Below are 15,394 nucleotides of genomic sequence, written 5' to 3'. Positions count from 1 at the left end.
TTTGCCCCCGCCCGGACGTTTGTACCGGCTGAACGATTCCGTTCAACGACGGGCGGGGACAAGCCCTCCGGGTACGACCCCGCCCCTACAAAAAAGGCTGCTTCTTACGAAGCGGCCTTTTTCATTTCTCAGATTCCTCGCTGCGCTCGGAATGACAGTTATACTCCAGCCTTCAGTTTCTCGCCAAACAGCGCCTTCACCTTATCCACTTTGGGGCGGGCCACAAACTGGCAGTAGGGCTCGTGGCCGTGCAGGTTAAAATAGTTCTGGTGGTAGTTTTCGGCGGGGTAGAAGGTGGGGGCGGGCAGAATCTCCGTCACCACGGGGTTGGGGAAGGCGTGGTTGTCGTTGAGCCTCTTTTTATACTCCTCGGCCAGCTGCTTCTGCTCCTCGTTGTGGTAGTAGATGCCCGAGCGGTACTGCGTGCCCACGTCGTTGCCCTGGCGGTTGAGGGTGGTGGGGTCGTGGGTTTTCCAGAAGATTTCGAGCAGCTCCTTGTAGCTGATAACGGCCGGGTCGAAGGTGATGTCGATAACCTCATTGTGCCCCGTGAGGCCGCTGCACACTTCCTTATACGTCGGGTTGGCGATGCGGCCGCCGGCGTAGCCGGAAACCACTTTTTCAACGCCTTTCAAATTCTGAAATACGGCCTCGACGCACCAGAAGCAGCCGGCGCCAAATGTTGCTTTTTGCATGGGTAGGAAATTGATTCGTTGTGTTTGATAACAACGCGGTAGACGTGGCGCAGGTTATTTCCTTACATAGCGCGGAGTTTCGGGGAGGGAGCAAAGTTTCGCAGAAAGTATCCTCTCTGCGAAACTTTGCTCCCTCCCCAAAACTCCGCGCTTTACTTCCGGAACCGCGCCGCCACCACCAACTCCTTCGAGCCAGCTATATACTGATAGAAACCTTCGCCCGATTTCACGCCCAGGCGGCCGGCCATCACCATGTTTACCAGCAGTGGGCAGGGAGCGTATTTGGGATTCCCCAAACCTTCGTGCAGCACCCGCAGAATGGCCAGGCACACATCCAGCCCAATAAAATCGGCCAGTTGCAAGGGACCCATCGGGTGGGCCATGCCGAGCTTCATCACGGTATCTATTTCCTCCACGCCGGCCACGCCCTCAAACAGCGTGATGATGGCCTCGTTTATCATCGGCATCAGAATGCGGTTGGCCACGAAACCGGGGTAGTCGTTCACCTCGGTCGGCGTTTTGCCCAGCTGGCGCGACAGGTCCATCACCTGCTGCGTCACGGCATCGGAAGTTGCGTAGCCGCGAATTACTTCCACCAGCTTCATTACCGGCACCGGGTTCATAAAATGCATACCAATTACCAGCTCCGGGCGCTTGGTGACAGCCGCAATTTTGGTGATGGAAATCGACGAGGTGTTCGAGGCCAGGATGGCGTCTTTCGGCGCATATTGGTCCAGGTCGCGGAAAATTTGCAGCTTCAGGTCCACGTTTTCGGTGGCGGCTTCTACCACCAGGCCCACCCCGGCCACGCCCGCTTCCAGCGAGGTATAGGTTTTCAGGCGGCCCAGGGTGGCGGCTTTATCGTCTTCACTCAGGGTGGCTTTGGCCACCTGGCGGTCCAGGTTTTTGGTGATGGTGCCCAGGGCGCGGTCCAGCGCCGGTTGGTGGATGTCGATGAGGGCCACGGAAAAACCGTGCTGGGCAAACACGTGGGCAATGCCATTGCCCATGGTGCCGGAGCCAATTACGGCGACGTTCATAACTATCGGGAAAAGAGAGGGTGGGAAATCACTTACCGGGGTGCAAATACCCCGCAACAAAGCTACGCCTCCACTCGGGAAGCGCCTTTTTGTTTGCGGTTTGAGAAATATTTTTCATTAATGATATCCTTATTTCAGATACCCCCGTACAATGCCTCAGAGACACTTCTCAACCACTTTTTCACCTTCTCTTCATTCTCTTTTTTCCTCCAAAGCCATGGGCAACCTCCTGTATATCATCGCCGTCATTCTTGTCATCATTTGGGCAGTAAGCTTCTTCGGCGGCTTCTTCACGGGCGGCATCATTCACGTCCTGCTGGTAATTGCCATTATTGCCGTTTTGCTCCGCGTTATCAGCGGGCGAAGCGCGGTGTAATTACAGGCCTGCGTTAACTTAAAAACACAAAAAAGCCGCGCTGGAAACAGCGTGGCTTTTTTGTGTTTGAGAAAAATGGTCGTTTTACTTTCCAATGTTATATAAAAAGCAAAAGCGAAGATTTAAGCCCGGATAAAGCGAAAAAGCGGAGCTGCCAAAATTATAAAGTCCCAAAATGTCAAGAGCTGCTTTCTCGCCAAAATAGGAGCGGTAACCGATGCCTGCTAACGGAGAATTGACTGTGCGATTAATTTTGACCAAGTAGTTGTAGCTGTCGTAACCAACTAATTGAGCATTGGTTACTTCGTATTCGCCGTGAAAGAAAAACTCTTTGTAAAAGATGTATTGCGCAAAGACTTTAAAGCCTAAACTGCTGCTTGAAATGTCATTCGCTCCACTTGCGGTAAGCGTACCTGTAGGAGATGGATAGGGGCGACCATAAGTTCTAATAAACGTTTCTGGCGAAAGCGAATAGTTATTGTACGAATATGAAATACCTGGACCAATAGCAAACTTATCAGTCAGCCGATACCCAAGGGCCGGTGCCAGGCTGACAGTAAAATTACCGATACCATCTATTGAAGAATATCCTAGTCCTAAGTTCGTATAAATAAACTTTTTCGTTGGCGGCTTGTCTTCCGCACCACCTGCTTTGGTAGCGTTGCGGTTTGGAAAATTGAGGCCCGACGGCGCATCCGGCGTGGGCTGGGGCGCGGGGGCCGAAGGTGCGTAAACGGGCTCCGGCGCAGGGGGGGCAGGCGCTGGCGTGGCGGGCACTGGCTCCACAGGGCGCGGCTGCGCTGCGGGAGGGCTGGGCGGTGCCGTATTCAGCACGGGCTTGTCCTGAGCAAACGCCTGGCGAGTTGGCAAAAAAGCCGCCCCGGCTAGCAGCAACGGAAACAAATAACGTTTCATGAATGAAATGAAAAGGAACAGGTAAATAGCTGGAATGAAGAATTAATGGCCCATGAGTAAAAAGAATTTCTCATTCTTCGTTCCCAATTCTTCAAACGCTTTATGCCAAATGATACATTTTCTGGCGCTGCGCTTTTAGTGTTTCGTCGGCCAGGTATTCTTCGTAATTCATGCGCCGGTCGATGATGCCGTCCGGCGTCAATTCAATAATACGGTTGGCCACCGTCTCAATGAATTGTAAGTCATGGGAGGCAAACAACAGGGAGCCCGGATAGTCGCGCAGGGCGTTGTTCAGAGCCGTAATGCTTTCCAGGTCCAAGTGGTTCGTGGGGTCGTCGAGCACGAGCACGTTGCCGCCTTCCAGCATCATTTTCGAGAGCATGCAGCGCACTTTTTCGCCCCCGCTCAGCACGTTGGATTTCTTCTGCGACTCCTCGCCCGAAAACAGCATCCGGCCCAGCCAGCCGCGCACAAAGCTTTCGTCTTTTTCCACGGAATATTGACGCAGCCAATCCACCAGGTTTAATTCACCCGACTGGAAATAGTTGTTGTTTTCCTTCGGGAAATAGCTCGGCGTGATGGTGGTGCCCCATTTGTATTCGCCGGTCAGGGTTTTGGCCTCACCGAACAAAATGTCAAAGAGGAGGGAAGCGGCCCGGTCGTCGCGGCCCACAATGGCCACCTTGTCCTTTTTATCCAGCGTGAAGCTGACATTCTTGAAAATGGTCTGCCCGTCTACTTTAGCACTCAGGTTTTCCACGCTCAGCAGCTGGTTGCCGGGCTCGCGCTCCGATTTGAAGGCGATGTACGGGTAGCGCCGCGAGCTGGGCTTGATGTCTTCCAGGGTCAGCTTTTGCAGTAGCTTCTGGCGGCTGGTGGCCTGTTTCGATTTCGACGCATTGGCCGAGAAGCGGCGCACGAATTCTTCCAGCTCTTTGCGGCGGTCTTCGGTCTTTTTGTTGGCGTCTTGGCGCTGACGCAGGGCCAACTGGCTGCTTTCGTACCAGAAGGTGTAGTTGCCGGGGTACATCGTGATTTTGCCGAAGTCCAAATCGGCCATGTAGTTGCACACGGCGTCGAGGAAGTGGCGGTCGTGGCTCACCACAATGACCGTGTTCTGAAACGAGTCGAGGAAGTTTTCGAGCCAGAGCACGCTCTCGGCGTCGAGGTTGTTGGTGGGTTCGTCGAGCAGCAGCACGTCGGGGTTGCCAAACAGGGCCTGGGCCAGCAGTACGCGTACTTTTTCGCTGGCCCCCAGGTCAGCCATCAACGCGTGGTGCTTGCTTTCCACAATGCCCAAGCCCGACAGCAGCTCGGCGGCCTCGTATTCGGCATTCCAGCCTTCAAGGTCGGCAAACTCGCCTTCGAGCACGGCGGCGCGCTCGCCGTCGGCATCCGAAAAATCGGCTTTGGCGTAGAGGGCGTCCTTTTCCTGCATCACCGCATACAGGCGCTGGTGGCCCTGAATCACGGTTTGCAGCACGGGCTGGTCGTCGTAAGCGAACTGGTTCTGCTTCAGGACTGCCAGGCGCTGGCCCGCCGGCATTTCCACGGAGCCGGTATTGGGCTCCATCTCGCCCGATAGGATTTTCAGGAACGTGGATTTGCCCGCCCCGTTGGCGCCGATGAGGCCGTAGCAGTTGCCGGGTAGGAATTTGGCGGTAACGTCTTCAAACAGGATGCGCTTGCCATAGCGCAGGCTCACATTGGTGGTCGAAATCATTCAGTCAGAAAATAGTAGCTTACGGTGGCGGCGCAACGGCGCGCCGCCGTACAAAATTACGCAACAGCACCCCCGCAGAAATCCGGGCGGGAAAAACTGTGGCCCGGCCACCGAAAATAACGGACCTGCGTGGCAAAAAGTGCCGCTTATTCGGCATGGCCCTCTTTCCGGCACGAAAAACCGACCAAGCACAACATCTGGCCTCCGAAGCAAGTATATAACGGGCAGAACACAGAACACCGGCGTGGCCGGCCTTTTCTTTCACCTTTAATCCCTTTTGGTCATGGCTGAAACTGAATTGACCTCAGAAAAAAACGGCGTGCACATGGGCCTGCTCACGGCCGTTGTGCTGATAGTGTACACGGGCATTGCCGCAATGGCGGGGTTTCTCGACAATATTGAGGCGGGTACCCTGGACGTTGTGATTCTGGCTGCGGGCGTTGTGCTGGCCATCAAGCGGCTCAAGCGGGCGCGGGGCTACCACATGGGCTACCTGCAGGGCTTTGGCACGGGCATCATCACGGCTTTGGTGGCTTCGGTGCTGCTTGGCGCGTTTTTCTGGTTGCTGGGCGGCATTAGCCAACGCGCCGTTCAGCAGATTCAGGCGCGCGATTTGTTCGGGGCCGACCTGGGCGTGCTCATTGGTGGGCTAGGCATCATTCTGCTGGGCACCATGGCCGGCGTCATTACCTCCCTCATTGCCATGCAGTACTTCAAAAGCGCTGAGCACCAGCCCATCGCCAGTTTGGATTAGCCTCTGGCCTTCGCTTTTACTTCTTAGAAAAATCTAAAAACGGCCCTGTACTGGGCCGTTTTTTATTGGCCATCCTGGCGCTCCCGTCCTGGATTTTATAAAAAAAGTTAGACTGAACAGAAACTAAACGTTAACTTGCGTGCGTTCACAGCAAAGCAAAGCCCCAGCACCTTTCCTGACAAACAACGTTTTTTATGTTCAAGCCGTCCTATCTCCTGTTTACGCTCTGCCTGGCTTTTGCTTCTTTTTCGGCAAAAGCACAGATGGCCGACCGCCTCTCGGAGCATCCTACCATGGGCAAACAATCGGCTGATAAAGCTGTGACTGTTACCCGTGAAATGACCAACCGCCTGCACCTCAACGAAGGGCAGTTTTTGAAGTTGCTACCGCTCAACCGCACCCGCCTGGCGGGCATGAACAGCATCGAACAGGAGTACCGCAACGATGCGGCCACTCGTGCTGCCAAAGCCGCCGAACTCGAAGCCCAGTTCGAACAGGAGTGCAGCCGCATCCTCACGCCGTCGCAGCTTAGCCAGTTGCAACAGGAAAACGAACAGCCCGCTGCCGCCCCTGCCAACACCGGTAACGGATTGGGATAATCACCCTACTACACTCGCAAAACCGCCCGCCAGCTACCTGGCGGGCGGTTTTGTTTCTACCGGGCGGAAGTGGTTAGGGGGTCAGTCAGCACCTCGGTGACGGTGCCCAGCGGCCCAAACCGCAGGCTGATGCAGGCAGCTCCTGAGCGGCGATGCGTCGGCGCACATTGGGTACCGGGCTCGAGGTAATAATAATATACCTTTTCGGTGCCGGCGCGCAACTCTTCCTCGTCGGGCGGGCCCAGCAGGGCCGTAACGTCATCGGCGCGGGCCTCGTATAGTTTTTCTTTTTCCCGGGTGAGGACCGGCACGGCAGTGCGGCGTTGGTCGCGGCAGGCGTACGGGTCGGCGCGCCATGCCACGGCATCAAAGCCGGGTAGCTGCGGCAGCGAGTGGCCGCAACTCGCCAGGCCAGTGGCTATGGCCAAGGCCCCGGCCCGGCAAGCTTGCCGATGGGAAGGCAACGAGAATAGATTTGACATCAGAGTAAAAAAGGCGCTGGAATGGCCAGATTTCTGACGAAACTAAGCATTAAATTTGGCGAAGGGTTGTTGAGAGCCCATCTTGGAATTGTTAAAATATGATTATTACCGCTATTGATTGATATGAAAAAACGGATGAAGGCCTTGCTGGCTGGCCTACTTGCCGGAGCGTTGTGGCTCCCGGTGCACCAAGTGGTGGCGCAGCAGGTACCCAATGCGGCACTGGCGGCTTTGCCGGCCTCGGCCCGGCGGGCCTATTTCCAGACCGCTTTTGAGCGACAGGCCGCTACGTTATACAACCGGCTTGGGCTGGGGGAGCAGGGGCTGCCGCTGGCGGTGTTTCGGGAGGGCTTGGTGGGCTACTACAACCTGCGGCCGACAAGCCCGAAGCCTTACCGCAACTCATCGGTGCTGACCCTCATCGATTTTAGCCGCCCGAGCCAGCAAAAACGCCTGTGGGTGATTGACGTGGACAAAGCCAAAGTGCTGTTCCACACGCTGGTGGCCCACGGCAAAGCGAGTGGAGCCGACGTTCCTATGGCATTTTCCAACAAGGACGGCTCGGAGATGAGCAGCCTGGGCTTCTACCGCACAGCCCCAACCACCTACATGGGCAAGCACGGCCTTTCTCTCAAGCTAACTGGCCTCGACCCCGGCTACAATACCAACGCCGAGAGCCGGGCCGTGGTGGTGCACGGCGCCGAATACGTATGCGATGATTTTGTGAAAGCCCACGGCCGCCTGGGCCGTAGCCAGGGCTGCCCGGCCCTGCCCGTGGCCGAAACAGCCGCCATTGTGAAGGCCATCAAAGGCGGGAGCGTGCTGTATTTGCACGGGCCGGCGGGGGCGGAATTCCGCTCACGGTGGCTGAATATGGACACCGCTGTGGCCGCATACGCAGGCCTGCGCTAAGCCAATGGCTCATTCGGAATAACCCGAACGCAAAGGGTGCGTTAAAAGCGAACCGGGCTAACCCCGACAGTCGAGGGCAAGCGCTGCGGCTGCAACTTCTCACTTTTTATGTCCCTTTTCTATGCGACTGAATCTCCGCTTCATCATTGCCATCATTGTGGCGGCGGTGTCCTTGTTTAGCTATTTTTTCCACACTTCTAAGAATGAAGTGACCGGCGAGACGCAGCACGTCAACATGAGCGCCGACCAGGAAATAGCCCTGGGCTTGCAAGCTGCTCCCGAGATGGCGGCCCAATACGGCGGCGAAAGCCCCGATGCCCGTGCCACTGCCGAAGTGCAGCAGGTGGGCCAAAAAATTGTGGCCAGCACCGCGGCCAGCAAAACGCCTTACCGGTTTCAGTTTCACCTGCTGGCCGATGACCAGACCATCAATGCCTTTGCGCTGCCCGGTGGGCAGGTTTTTATCACGCAGGGCTTGATGAAAAACCTGACGTCGGAAGCCCAACTGGCGGGGGTGTTGGCCCACGAAATTGGCCATGTGGTGGGCCGGCACTCAGCCGCGCAGGTGGCTAAGTCGAACCTGACCCAGGGCCTGGCCGGTGCGGCCACCATTGCTTCTTACGACCCCAACAGCCCCGGCAGCTCGGTGGCCAAAGCGGCGGTGGCCGCGGCCATTGCCAAGGTCATCAGCCTGCGCTTTGGTCGTAACGACGAACTCGAAGCCGACAAGCTGGCGGTCGATTTTACGCCCAAGGCCGGCTACGACCCGCGTGCCATGATTCAGGTGATGAAAATGCTGGAGGAACAAGGGGGCCGCAGCTCTACTCCCGAATTCCTGAGCACGCACCCCGACCCCGGCAACCGCATTGGCGAGCTGCAAAAAGAAATTACTGCGGAGTTCCCGCAGGGGGTGCCGGCCGGGCTGCGGAATTAAGCTTGGCTGACTCCTAAAAAAGGCCTGTACTACATAGTATAGGCCTTTTTTTGTGGTGAATGGGTACTGTAAAAATAAAGCAGGCTGACTTTTGCTATACATGACGGGCTGAAACTGCTATGTGGCAGCAACAACGTATCAAAAGTGATTGGGCCCCGGTCCGCCGCCCTAAGCATCCGACCAATTGTCCGTCAACGGTCGCATGCACTTCGCAGATAGCGTCATCTGCAATGCGCTGCAATTAAAAATTGGGCGGGGTGAGGTTTTTGAAATGTCCATTCAAACGAACCCGCTCTTTGAGCCGCTCGGTTTCAAGGACGACCGGCAGAATGGTATCGAGGTGGTCGCGCACCATTTCCTGGCGCTCCTGCTCGCTGGTGGTGGCCAGAAGCTGGTATTCCTGCTCGGTGCTGAAGCCGATGTGGTGGGCCACGTCGAAGATGCAATAGTCGGGGGCCAGCTCCAGCAGCAGCTTGCGCAAGCCCAGGGCTTCGTAGAGCTGCCGTACTTGTTTGGTGATGATGGTGCGCAGCAGCGGGTCGGCCACTTCGTCCTGCGTCACGGTTTCGATGAGGCCGCCGGCGTAGAGCTTGCCGGGAGTCTGACGGTAAAACTTGTTGATGCGAAACACGCCCACGCCCTTGGTTCGAATGTCGAGCTCGCCGCTGGAATAGGTTTGCTCCACGCTGATGAGGCGCATTTCGGTGCCCAGCTCACTCAGGGAATTGTCGAGGTAGGGTGGAATGCCGAAGGTGGTATTTTGCTCAATGCACTCGTGCACAAGCTGGCGGTAGCGGGGCTCAAAAATGTGCAGGTTAAGCTTTTCACCCGGAAAAACGACGAGGTTGAGCGGAAAAAGCGGAAGCAGGCGGGCCATAAAAGCAGAACTATAGACAGGGAACGAACCGATATACGCAGTAAGTGCAGCGCACCGGTTTGGGGTGGCACCGCCGCCCGGAGCGGGCTGGGCAGAAAGCAGCCGACAAGGTAGGCGGGAAAGCCGAAACCCCGCGAACGGACCTACTTTTGCCCCAATGTCCGCTACTAAGCTTATTCCTGACGTTTCGGTTTTACTGAAGAAGGCCAGCCGCCTCCTGCTACAAGTAGTGGCCGCGCTGTTTCTGACCTCGGTGGCCTGGGTGCTGCTCTACCGTTGGGTGCCGCCGCCCGCCACCTGGCTCATGCTCGACCGCCGGGCGCACGCGCCGGTGGGGTTGGGCTACTACGGCATTCAGGAAGAGCCCCGGCACATCCGCTACCAGTTCCGCACCCTCGATGAGGTAGCGCCCACCGTGCCCCTGGCCCTGGTAGCTGCCGAAGACCAACGCTTCCTCCTTCACCACGGTTTCGACTTTGATGCCCTGGCCAAAGCTGCTAAACGCAACTGGAACGGCGACGGCACCCACATCGTGGGCGGCAGCACCATCTCGCAGCAAGTGGCCAAAAACGTGTTTCTCTGGCAGGGCCGTAGCTACGTGCGAAAGGCCGCCGAGGCCTATTTCACGGTATTGATTGAGTTTTTGTGGAACAAGCGACGCATCATGGAAATGTACCTGAGCGTGGCCGAAATGGGCGACTGCACTTTTGGCGTGGAAGCGGCCAGCCAGCGCTACTTTGGCAAGTCGGCCAGCGAGGTATCCGCCGCCGAGGCAGCGCTACTGGCCGGTGTGCTGCCCAACCCACTCCGCTTCCGGGCCAGCAACCCCGGCCCGGTGGCGCGGGCCAAGCAGCTGCGGGTGATGCGCAACATGCGCCGCCTGGGAGGCACTACCTATGTGGCCGGCATGCTGAAGTAAACCCTGGATTTCGCGGGTGAAGCCAGCGGCATACTCACGCGAAAAAGTCTTCCGGGTCGGCTTGGCTAAGGTACTTGCGCAGGCTGGGCAGGGCCCCGAAGTAGGGGAGGACACAGGCCAGAAACTGGTCGACGGCCGCCTGCCCGGTGGCGTAGGCCACAAACGTGTGGCCGCCTTCGGCAAATTCCAGCTCATCGAGCAGGCCCGGCTCGTGCTCTTCGATAATGGTCTGGATGTGCTCGACCCAGGACTCGGCCGTGCCCCCAAAGCCAAAGTGCTGAAAAAGTGTGTAGTAGTCCTCCAAACCACCCACGTCGGCGAAAATGACCAGTGGAAAATCGGCGGATAGCGCGGCCGGCGCGGCCGTAACCTGGAAGGGAAAAGGGGAAGACATGGCGTGAAAGTACGGCTAGCGGCGGCGCCTGCGGGCCAGGGCCAATCCGGCGCAAGCCACGGCCAGGGCCGCAATGAGGGCATCGCGCACAAACCGGCCTTGCTTGGCTTCGCTCACTTCCGCTTGCAGGTCGCGCTGGCGGGCCAGCTGTTGCTTGTCGCGCTGGCGCAGGTTTTGGGCTTCGTTTTCCAGCTCCGCAAGGCGTTGGGCGGTAAGGTTGCGGTCGTCGCGGCTGCTGGTTTCGAGGTGAGTAGCCGTGGCCGCCAGCCGCACGGAAGTGGTTTCGGCCTGGCGCGCCGTTTCGTTGAGGACATCCACAATTTGCTGGTCCTTGTCTACGATGCCCTGAAGGGCGTCTACTACCTCTTGCAGGTCCTTCTTGGAGGGCTTGTTGCCAAACAGGCTGTGGCGCTGGGCGCTGGCTTCGGCGTAGCGGCGGGTGAGGATGGCCCGCTCCTGTAACAGGCCGGGCAAACGGCTGTCGGGCGTCACAACCTGGGCCTGCGCGGGCAAGAAGGCCGTTGCCAGGCTCAAAAAGCTAAACAATGCCCAGCCCGACAGGTTGGAAAACAACGGAACAGGAGCGGCACTCTGCCTGCTGGTACCTTGTGGAACGAATCGTGTGCGCATCAACGAAACAAAAAAAATGAAAAAAGTGACTGGCTGCTGTTGTTGGCTCTTGGCCTGTGGGGCTGTGAAACCACCCGCATGAAAACCCCGCCCACGTACGGCGGCGCCGTGTCGGAAGGCCTGCACGAGCGGGCCGGCGGTACGGTACTGCCTTTTGTGGTGCAGCACGTCAGCCAGGACGAGACCTACGGCTTTACGGCAAATAACCCGGTGCGGGTAGGCGGGGGCCGGTAAGCCGGGTTGCGCAATTAGCAGCGCTACCGCAATGCGCTGCTGGGCCCGCGCGGCGAAACGCTTGATATTGAGTGCCAGGGAAGCTGCTGTGCCTTCATGCTAGCCAATGGCGGCATCGACAACGAAGGCCAGCTCGATGTGTATGCCGTGAGGAGGGAAGGCCGGAAGGAGCCCATGATATTCTACCTCAACACGTACGAAGAAGGCGCCTTGCTGGCCCCCAAAGGGCTTGCCAGCGTGCGCTAGCGGCAAGAAAGGCGGTTCAATTATTGGGCCGGAATCCCTTACTTTTATAAGTCCGGCCTCCGTTTTCTACCTTCCGATGCCTACCCATTACTATTCGACCCTTGCCGCCTTGGCCAACGCGCCCGCTGCCGCGCCCGCCGACCAACTGCCCAAGCTGCGCAAATTGCTCGAAACCATTCTCCGCGACGCCTGCAAGCAGCGCGAAACCCCGTTTATTGACCTGAATCAGGCCATTGGGCAGGTGGCGTACGCCCACGAGTTGCCCACCGGGCTGCGCCAGCAATTGCAAGCCCTGCGCCTCGTGGCCAACCTGGTGTTGCACGAAAGCTACGCGGGCACTGCGGCCGAGGTAGCCAGCGGCTTTGCGGCCGTGGCGGCGTTGGTGTTGCACCTCACGGGCAGCGCCTACCAGGGGCCCACGCTGCGGGAGGCCCGCGCCGTCGCTGGCGAGCCGGTGGTGGAAAAGCCGTTCGTGCCCCTTGCGGCGGCACGGCCTGGCACCGCCTGGCGCGTGCATGTGCTGCACGTCAATCTGGCGGCCGCTGAGTTGACCGCCGAGGTTGCTGCCCCCGCAGAAGGTCTGCCTACCGGACCGTTTCGGCTAGTGCTGCCGCCGGCTTACAACAATGTGCTGCCCCTGGCCGATGCGCTGCATCCCACGCTGCACCTCATCGGCCCCGTGCTGCTGGCCGATGGCAGCGCTCGGGTGCGGCGCGTAGTGCTCGAGCCCGACTATCTGGTGAGCGTGACGACCATTGCTGAGTGTGCCCAGAAAGACGGCACCATTCCCGAATGGGCGTTGCTAAATGCGTTTTCGCCCGACGAAATCTCGCGGCCCCTGGTGCTGGGAAACCTCGTAAACCTGCTGCTGGACGAAGAAGTGAGCCACGCCGCCCGGCAGGCCGAACAAGCTGCCCTGGCAAAATCCTTGGTATCCAGCGGTGCCGATGAACCTGAGCCAGCTGCCACCGATGCCGAAGCTGCTGAGTTCAACGTAGAGAAGTTTTTCCGTGGGAAGCTGTTTCGTTCGGCGCCATTGGCCATCAGCACGCTGCCGGAGTTTCAGACCCGTACCGGCGTGCCCGAGTTGCTGAACGACCTACGCCGCCACCACTGCACCCTGCGCGATACCCGGGCCCAGGGCTTTGTGGCCCAGAGCCGCACGGGCTATCAGCAGGAGCCCCTGCGGCTGGCCGACTGCTTTCTGGAACCCACTTTTCTGTCGGCCACTTACGGCTTGCAGGGCCGACTCGACCTGCTTCACGAAAGTAGCACCGGCTACGATTTGGTGGAGTTGAAAAGCTCCACCAAGGTGCCGCACGCCGAGCCGTGGAGTAACCACGCCGCCCAGGCCCAGCTCTACCGCTTGCTGCTCGAATCGGTGTTCGGGGCCGATGGCGAAACGGCCGGGCGGGGCCGCACCAGCATTCTGTATTCCAACGCGGCCAGTGGCCAGCCCGCCGTGCGCCGCGTCGACCAGGACCAGGACTTGATTGACCGGCTGCTCTCGGCTCGCAACCATCTGGTAGGACTAGAGTTGCAGCTGGCCCGGGCTACCGGGCCCCTCCAAACCGCCCAGCTGCTGGCTCCCGTGCTACACCCCAACCTGACGGCACTGCCGCCCTTCGGCAAAGCCAAGGCCGAAAAAGTGGCCAACGCCTGGGCTGCCGCCGACCCCGTGGAACGCGCCTATTGCCTGGAGCTGGCCCGCTTTACGGCGCGCGAAATGCGCCTGACCCTGCTCGGCGACGAAGCCCGGCCCGGCGATGCCGGCGGGCAGGCGGGCCTCTGGCTGTTGCCCCAGGCCCGCAAGTACCAGAACTTTAGCTTGCTCGACGACCTGGAGCTGGTAGAGGACCACAGCGATGCCCCCGACGATGCCCGCGACGGACTCGGGCCTCACCTCATTTTTCAGCGCCCTGCCAATGGCCGCGAGGTGAACTTCCGGGCAGGTGATACCTTAATTCTCTACCCCCGCCGACGCCGGCCGCGCGACCTTGACGCAACTGGCAAAGGCACCGAAGCGCCGGAAATTGACGGTGTGGAAGCCGGCTCCCGGCTGGAGCAAAACAGCAAGCGTTTGTCTGTCCTGGATGCCCAGGTAGTGAAAGCAGTGCTGGCTGAAGACTTGGGTGCCGACGGCCGAGTGGTGCTAAGCGTGCGCAACCGCCGCATGGCCCCGCGCTACCTGCACGGCCATTCGCATTGGGCACTGGAGCCGGATACCTACGACACGTTTCGGCGGGAGTGGGCCGGTTTGTCGGCGTTTTTATCCCTTGCCGCGGACCGCCGCAAGCGGCTGCTGGCCCGCACCGGCCCCCGCGAGCCGGAAGGCTGGAACGCCGCGGCGGCCCCGGCCACCACGGCTACCGAAGTGGTGGCCCGTGCATTGGCAGCGCCCGATTGGTTTGTGCTCTGCGGCCCGCCGGGCACCGGCAAAACCCGCTCGGTGCTGCGCGAGCTGGCCGTGAGCCTGTACAAAGAGGACAAGCAAGTGCTGCTGGCTGCCTACACCAACCGCGCCGTGGACGAAATCTGCGAGCAGCTGGTGCAGGCCGGGCTGCCGTTTATTCGGGTGGGCTCGCGCCTGGGCACGGCGCCCATGTACCGGCCATATTTGCTCGACAACATGCTGCGCGACTGCACCAGCCGCCAAATGGTGCGGGGCCGCCTTACTACGTGCCCGTTCTACGTGGGCACGGTGGCCAGCCTGCTGGGCAAGCCCGAGCTGTTTATGCTAAAGCAGTTCGACCTGGCCGTGGTGGACGAGGCCAGCCAGGTGCTGGAGGCGCCCATGCTGGCCCTGCTGGCCAAAGTGCGCAAGTTCATTCTCATCGGCGACCACCGCCAGCTGCCCGCCGTGGTGGCCCAGGAAATGGAAAGCAGCGCCGTGGCTCCTGAATGCGCCGAGCTGCTGCACCACGAGCTGGGCCTGACCAACCTGCGCAACTCGTATTTCGAGCGCCTGTTCCGCCGCGCCGAAACCCATTGGCCCCACGCCCACGGCACGCTGGCCGACCAATACCGCATGCACCAGGAGCTGGCCACCCTCGTCAATCAGGACTTTTACAACGGCCAGTTGCGCTGCCCACTGCCCTGGCAAAGTGCCCCGCTGGACCGGGACGCCTGGCCGGCACCTACTACTAACCTTGCGGGCCAAATGAGCCGCCAGCGCGTGGTGTTTGTGCCCACGCGCCGGGTGCCGGAGGACCTGTCCATGAAAGAATCGGCCCAGGAAGTGGAGCTGGCGGGGCAGGCGGCGGCTTACGTGGCCCAGGGCTTCGGCGCGGCTTTCAATCCGGAAACCACGCTGGGCATTATCGCCAGCTACCGCAACCAAGCGGCCCGCATTCGGGCCCGGCTCGCGCAACTGGCGGTGGAACTCGGTTTGCCGGCCCTGGCGCGGGTCAGCGTCGACACCGTGGAGCGCTACCAGGGGAGCCAGCGCGAGGTGATTATCGTGAGTTTCTGCTGCCACCACGAGCACCAGCTGGAACTAATGGTGTCGCCGGACGAAACCGGACAGGTCGACCGCAAACTCAACGTGGCCCTCACACGGGCGCGGCAGCAACTGGTGTTGCTGGGCAATGAGGAAGTTCTGAGCCGGGCCCCCCACCACGCCGCCCTGCTGAAGCGGGTGCGGTGAGCCGGAAAGGCGGTAAAG

The 15,394-nt window shown here is 59.5% G+C and carries 17 protein-coding genes; 9 read left to right on the top strand and 8 right to left on the bottom strand.

What is annotated here, in order from left to right:
* Nucleotides 1-158 precede the first annotated feature (158 nt).
* Together msrA and JKL48_RS10525 are read right to left on the bottom strand one after the other, a co-directional pair.
* Nucleotides 159-695, bottom strand: a complete 537-nt coding sequence (gene msrA / locus JKL48_RS10530) for a peptide-methionine (S)-S-oxide reductase MsrA (RefSeq protein ID WP_201982182.1) — start codon at nt 693-695, stop codon at nt 159-161.
* A gap of 152 nt (nt 696-847) precedes the next feature.
* The gene (locus JKL48_RS10525) at nt 848-1,735 is read right to left on the bottom strand and encodes a 3-hydroxybutyryl-CoA dehydrogenase (protein ID WP_201982179.1); all 888 of its coding nucleotides are present in this window, start codon (nt 1,733-1,735) and stop codon (nt 848-850) included.
* A 217-nt stretch (nt 1,736-1,952) separates the two neighbouring features.
* Between JKL48_RS10525 and JKL48_RS10520 the strand changes: the two genes are divergently transcribed.
* Nucleotides 1,953-2,111, top strand: coding sequence for a lmo0937 family membrane protein (locus JKL48_RS10520; RefSeq protein WP_201982178.1), 159 nt, complete (start codon nt 1,953-1,955; stop codon nt 2,109-2,111).
* Nucleotides 2,112-2,195: 84 nt separating this feature from the next.
* Here the strand turns inward: JKL48_RS10520 and JKL48_RS10515 are convergent, their stop codons facing one another.
* Nucleotides 2,196-3,026, bottom strand: a complete 831-nt coding sequence (locus JKL48_RS10515; protein WP_201982175.1) for a hypothetical protein — start codon at nt 3,024-3,026, stop codon at nt 2,196-2,198.
* A gap of 100 nt (nt 3,027-3,126) precedes the next feature.
* Nucleotides 3,127-4,749, bottom strand: coding sequence for an ABC-F family ATP-binding cassette domain-containing protein (locus JKL48_RS10510; protein WP_201982172.1), 1,623 nt, complete (start codon nt 4,747-4,749; stop codon nt 3,127-3,129).
* Between the two features lie 283 nt (nt 4,750-5,032).
* Here JKL48_RS10510 and JKL48_RS10505 point away from each other — a divergent pair, with 283 nt between their 5' ends.
* Nucleotides 5,033-5,503 (top strand): DUF4199 domain-containing protein, encoded by a 471-nt coding sequence (locus JKL48_RS10505; RefSeq protein WP_201982161.1) that lies wholly within the window; start codon nt 5,033-5,035, stop codon nt 5,501-5,503.
* Nucleotides 5,504-5,766: 263 nt separating this feature from the next.
* Nucleotides 5,767-6,102, top strand: a complete 336-nt coding sequence (locus JKL48_RS10500) for a hypothetical protein (protein WP_201982159.1) — start codon at nt 5,767-5,769, stop codon at nt 6,100-6,102.
* A 56-nt stretch (nt 6,103-6,158) separates the two neighbouring features.
* Here the strand turns inward: JKL48_RS10500 and JKL48_RS10495 are convergent, their stop codons facing one another.
* Nucleotides 6,159-6,584: a hypothetical protein gene (locus JKL48_RS10495; protein WP_201982157.1), complete on the bottom strand. Its 426-nt coding sequence runs from the start codon at nt 6,582-6,584 to the stop codon at nt 6,159-6,161.
* A gap of 123 nt (nt 6,585-6,707) precedes the next feature.
* On the opposite strand from JKL48_RS10495, the gene JKL48_RS10490 reads away from it, so the two are divergent.
* Complete coding sequence (locus tag JKL48_RS10490; RefSeq protein ID WP_201982155.1) at nt 6,708-7,496, top strand: murein L,D-transpeptidase catalytic domain family protein; 789 nt, start codon at nt 6,708-6,710, stop codon at nt 7,494-7,496.
* A gap of 121 nt (nt 7,497-7,617) precedes the next feature.
* Nucleotides 7,618-8,430 carry a M48 family metalloprotease gene (locus JKL48_RS10485; RefSeq protein ID WP_201982151.1) on the top strand — a complete coding sequence of 271 codons (813 nt, stop codon included), beginning with the start codon at nt 7,618-7,620 and terminating at the stop codon, nt 8,428-8,430.
* Nucleotides 8,431-8,671: 241 nt separating this feature from the next.
* Here the strand turns inward: JKL48_RS10485 and JKL48_RS10480 are convergent, their stop codons facing one another.
* Nucleotides 8,672-9,307: an LON peptidase substrate-binding domain-containing protein gene (locus JKL48_RS10480; protein WP_201982149.1), complete on the bottom strand. Its 636-nt coding sequence runs from the start codon at nt 9,305-9,307 to the stop codon at nt 8,672-8,674.
* A gap of 157 nt (nt 9,308-9,464) precedes the next feature.
* On the opposite strand from JKL48_RS10480, the gene mtgA reads away from it, so the two are divergent.
* Complete coding sequence (gene mtgA / locus JKL48_RS10475; RefSeq protein ID WP_201982147.1) at nt 9,465-10,226, top strand: monofunctional biosynthetic peptidoglycan transglycosylase; 762 nt, start codon at nt 9,465-9,467, stop codon at nt 10,224-10,226.
* 34 nt (nt 10,227-10,260) lie between these two features.
* On the opposite strand, the gene JKL48_RS10470 is transcribed toward mtgA, so the two are convergent.
* Nucleotides 10,261-10,620, bottom strand: coding sequence for a hypothetical protein (locus JKL48_RS10470; RefSeq protein ID WP_201982145.1), 360 nt, complete (start codon nt 10,618-10,620; stop codon nt 10,261-10,263).
* Between the two features lie 15 nt (nt 10,621-10,635).
* Nucleotides 10,636-11,154 (bottom strand): hypothetical protein, encoded by a 519-nt coding sequence (locus JKL48_RS10465; protein ID WP_201982143.1) that lies wholly within the window; start codon nt 11,152-11,154, stop codon nt 10,636-10,638.
* Between the two features lie 174 nt (nt 11,155-11,328).
* Here JKL48_RS10465 and JKL48_RS10460 point away from each other — a divergent pair, with 174 nt between their 5' ends.
* The 3 genes from JKL48_RS10460 to JKL48_RS10450 all read left to right on the top strand — a co-directional run bounded on the left by JKL48_RS10460 (nt 11,329) and on the right by JKL48_RS10450 (nt 15,376).
* Nucleotides 11,329-11,484: a hypothetical protein gene (locus JKL48_RS10460; RefSeq protein ID WP_201982141.1), complete on the top strand. Its 156-nt coding sequence runs from the start codon at nt 11,329-11,331 to the stop codon at nt 11,482-11,484.
* Nucleotides 11,485-11,580: 96 nt separating this feature from the next.
* Nucleotides 11,581-11,730: a hypothetical protein gene (locus tag JKL48_RS10455; RefSeq protein ID WP_201982138.1), complete on the top strand. Its 150-nt coding sequence runs from the start codon at nt 11,581-11,583 to the stop codon at nt 11,728-11,730.
* Between the two features lie 76 nt (nt 11,731-11,806).
* Nucleotides 11,807-15,376 (top strand): DEAD/DEAH box helicase, encoded by a 3,570-nt coding sequence (locus tag JKL48_RS10450; RefSeq protein ID WP_201982137.1) that lies wholly within the window; start codon nt 11,807-11,809, stop codon nt 15,374-15,376.
* Nucleotides 15,377-15,394 lie beyond the last annotated feature (18 nt).

The organism is Hymenobacter rubidus (assembly GCF_016734815.1).
Lineage (GTDB): Bacteria > Bacteroidota > Bacteroidia > Cytophagales > Hymenobacteraceae > Hymenobacter > Hymenobacter rubidus.
The sequence above is the reverse complement of the archived record's forward strand: the minus strand, read 5'-3'. Positions and strand labels throughout refer to the sequence as shown.

Bases quoted from the DNA above. Each gene is read 5' to 3' on its own strand.
- msrA (WP_201982182.1), bottom strand. From the start codon at position 695: ATGCAAAAAGCAACATTTGGCGCCGGCTGCTTCTGGTGCGTCGAGGCC.
- JKL48_RS10525 (WP_201982179.1), bottom strand. From the start codon at position 1,735: ATGAACGTCGCCGTAATTGGCTCCGGCACCATGGGCAATGGCATTGCC.
- JKL48_RS10520 (WP_201982178.1), top strand. From the start codon at position 1,953: ATGGGCAACCTCCTGTATATCATCGCCGTCATTCTTGTCATCATTTGG.
- JKL48_RS10515 (WP_201982175.1), bottom strand. From the start codon at position 3,026: ATGAAACGTTATTTGTTTCCGTTGCTGCTAGCCGGGGCGGCTTTTTTG.
- JKL48_RS10510 (WP_201982172.1), bottom strand. From the start codon at position 4,749: ATGATTTCGACCACCAATGTGAGCCTGCGCTATGGCAAGCGCATCCTG.
- JKL48_RS10505 (WP_201982161.1), top strand. From the start codon at position 5,033: ATGGCTGAAACTGAATTGACCTCAGAAAAAAACGGCGTGCACATGGGC.
- JKL48_RS10500 (WP_201982159.1), top strand. From the start codon at position 5,767: ATGGCCGACCGCCTCTCGGAGCATCCTACCATGGGCAAACAATCGGCT.
- JKL48_RS10495 (WP_201982157.1), bottom strand. From the start codon at position 6,584: ATGTCAAATCTATTCTCGTTGCCTTCCCATCGGCAAGCTTGCCGGGCC.
- JKL48_RS10490 (WP_201982155.1), top strand. From the start codon at position 6,708: ATGAAAAAACGGATGAAGGCCTTGCTGGCTGGCCTACTTGCCGGAGCG.
- JKL48_RS10485 (WP_201982151.1), top strand. From the start codon at position 7,618: ATGCGACTGAATCTCCGCTTCATCATTGCCATCATTGTGGCGGCGGTG.
- JKL48_RS10480 (WP_201982149.1), bottom strand. From the start codon at position 9,307: ATGGCCCGCCTGCTTCCGCTTTTTCCGCTCAACCTCGTCGTTTTTCCG.
- mtgA (WP_201982147.1), top strand. From the start codon at position 9,465: ATGTCCGCTACTAAGCTTATTCCTGACGTTTCGGTTTTACTGAAGAAG.
- JKL48_RS10470 (WP_201982145.1), bottom strand. From the start codon at position 10,620: ATGTCTTCCCCTTTTCCCTTCCAGGTTACGGCCGCGCCGGCCGCGCTA.
- JKL48_RS10460 (WP_201982141.1), top strand. From the start codon at position 11,329: ATGAAAACCCCGCCCACGTACGGCGGCGCCGTGTCGGAAGGCCTGCAC.
- JKL48_RS10455 (WP_201982138.1), top strand. From the start codon at position 11,581: ATGCTAGCCAATGGCGGCATCGACAACGAAGGCCAGCTCGATGTGTAT.
- JKL48_RS10450 (WP_201982137.1), top strand. From the start codon at position 11,807: ATGCCTACCCATTACTATTCGACCCTTGCCGCCTTGGCCAACGCGCCC.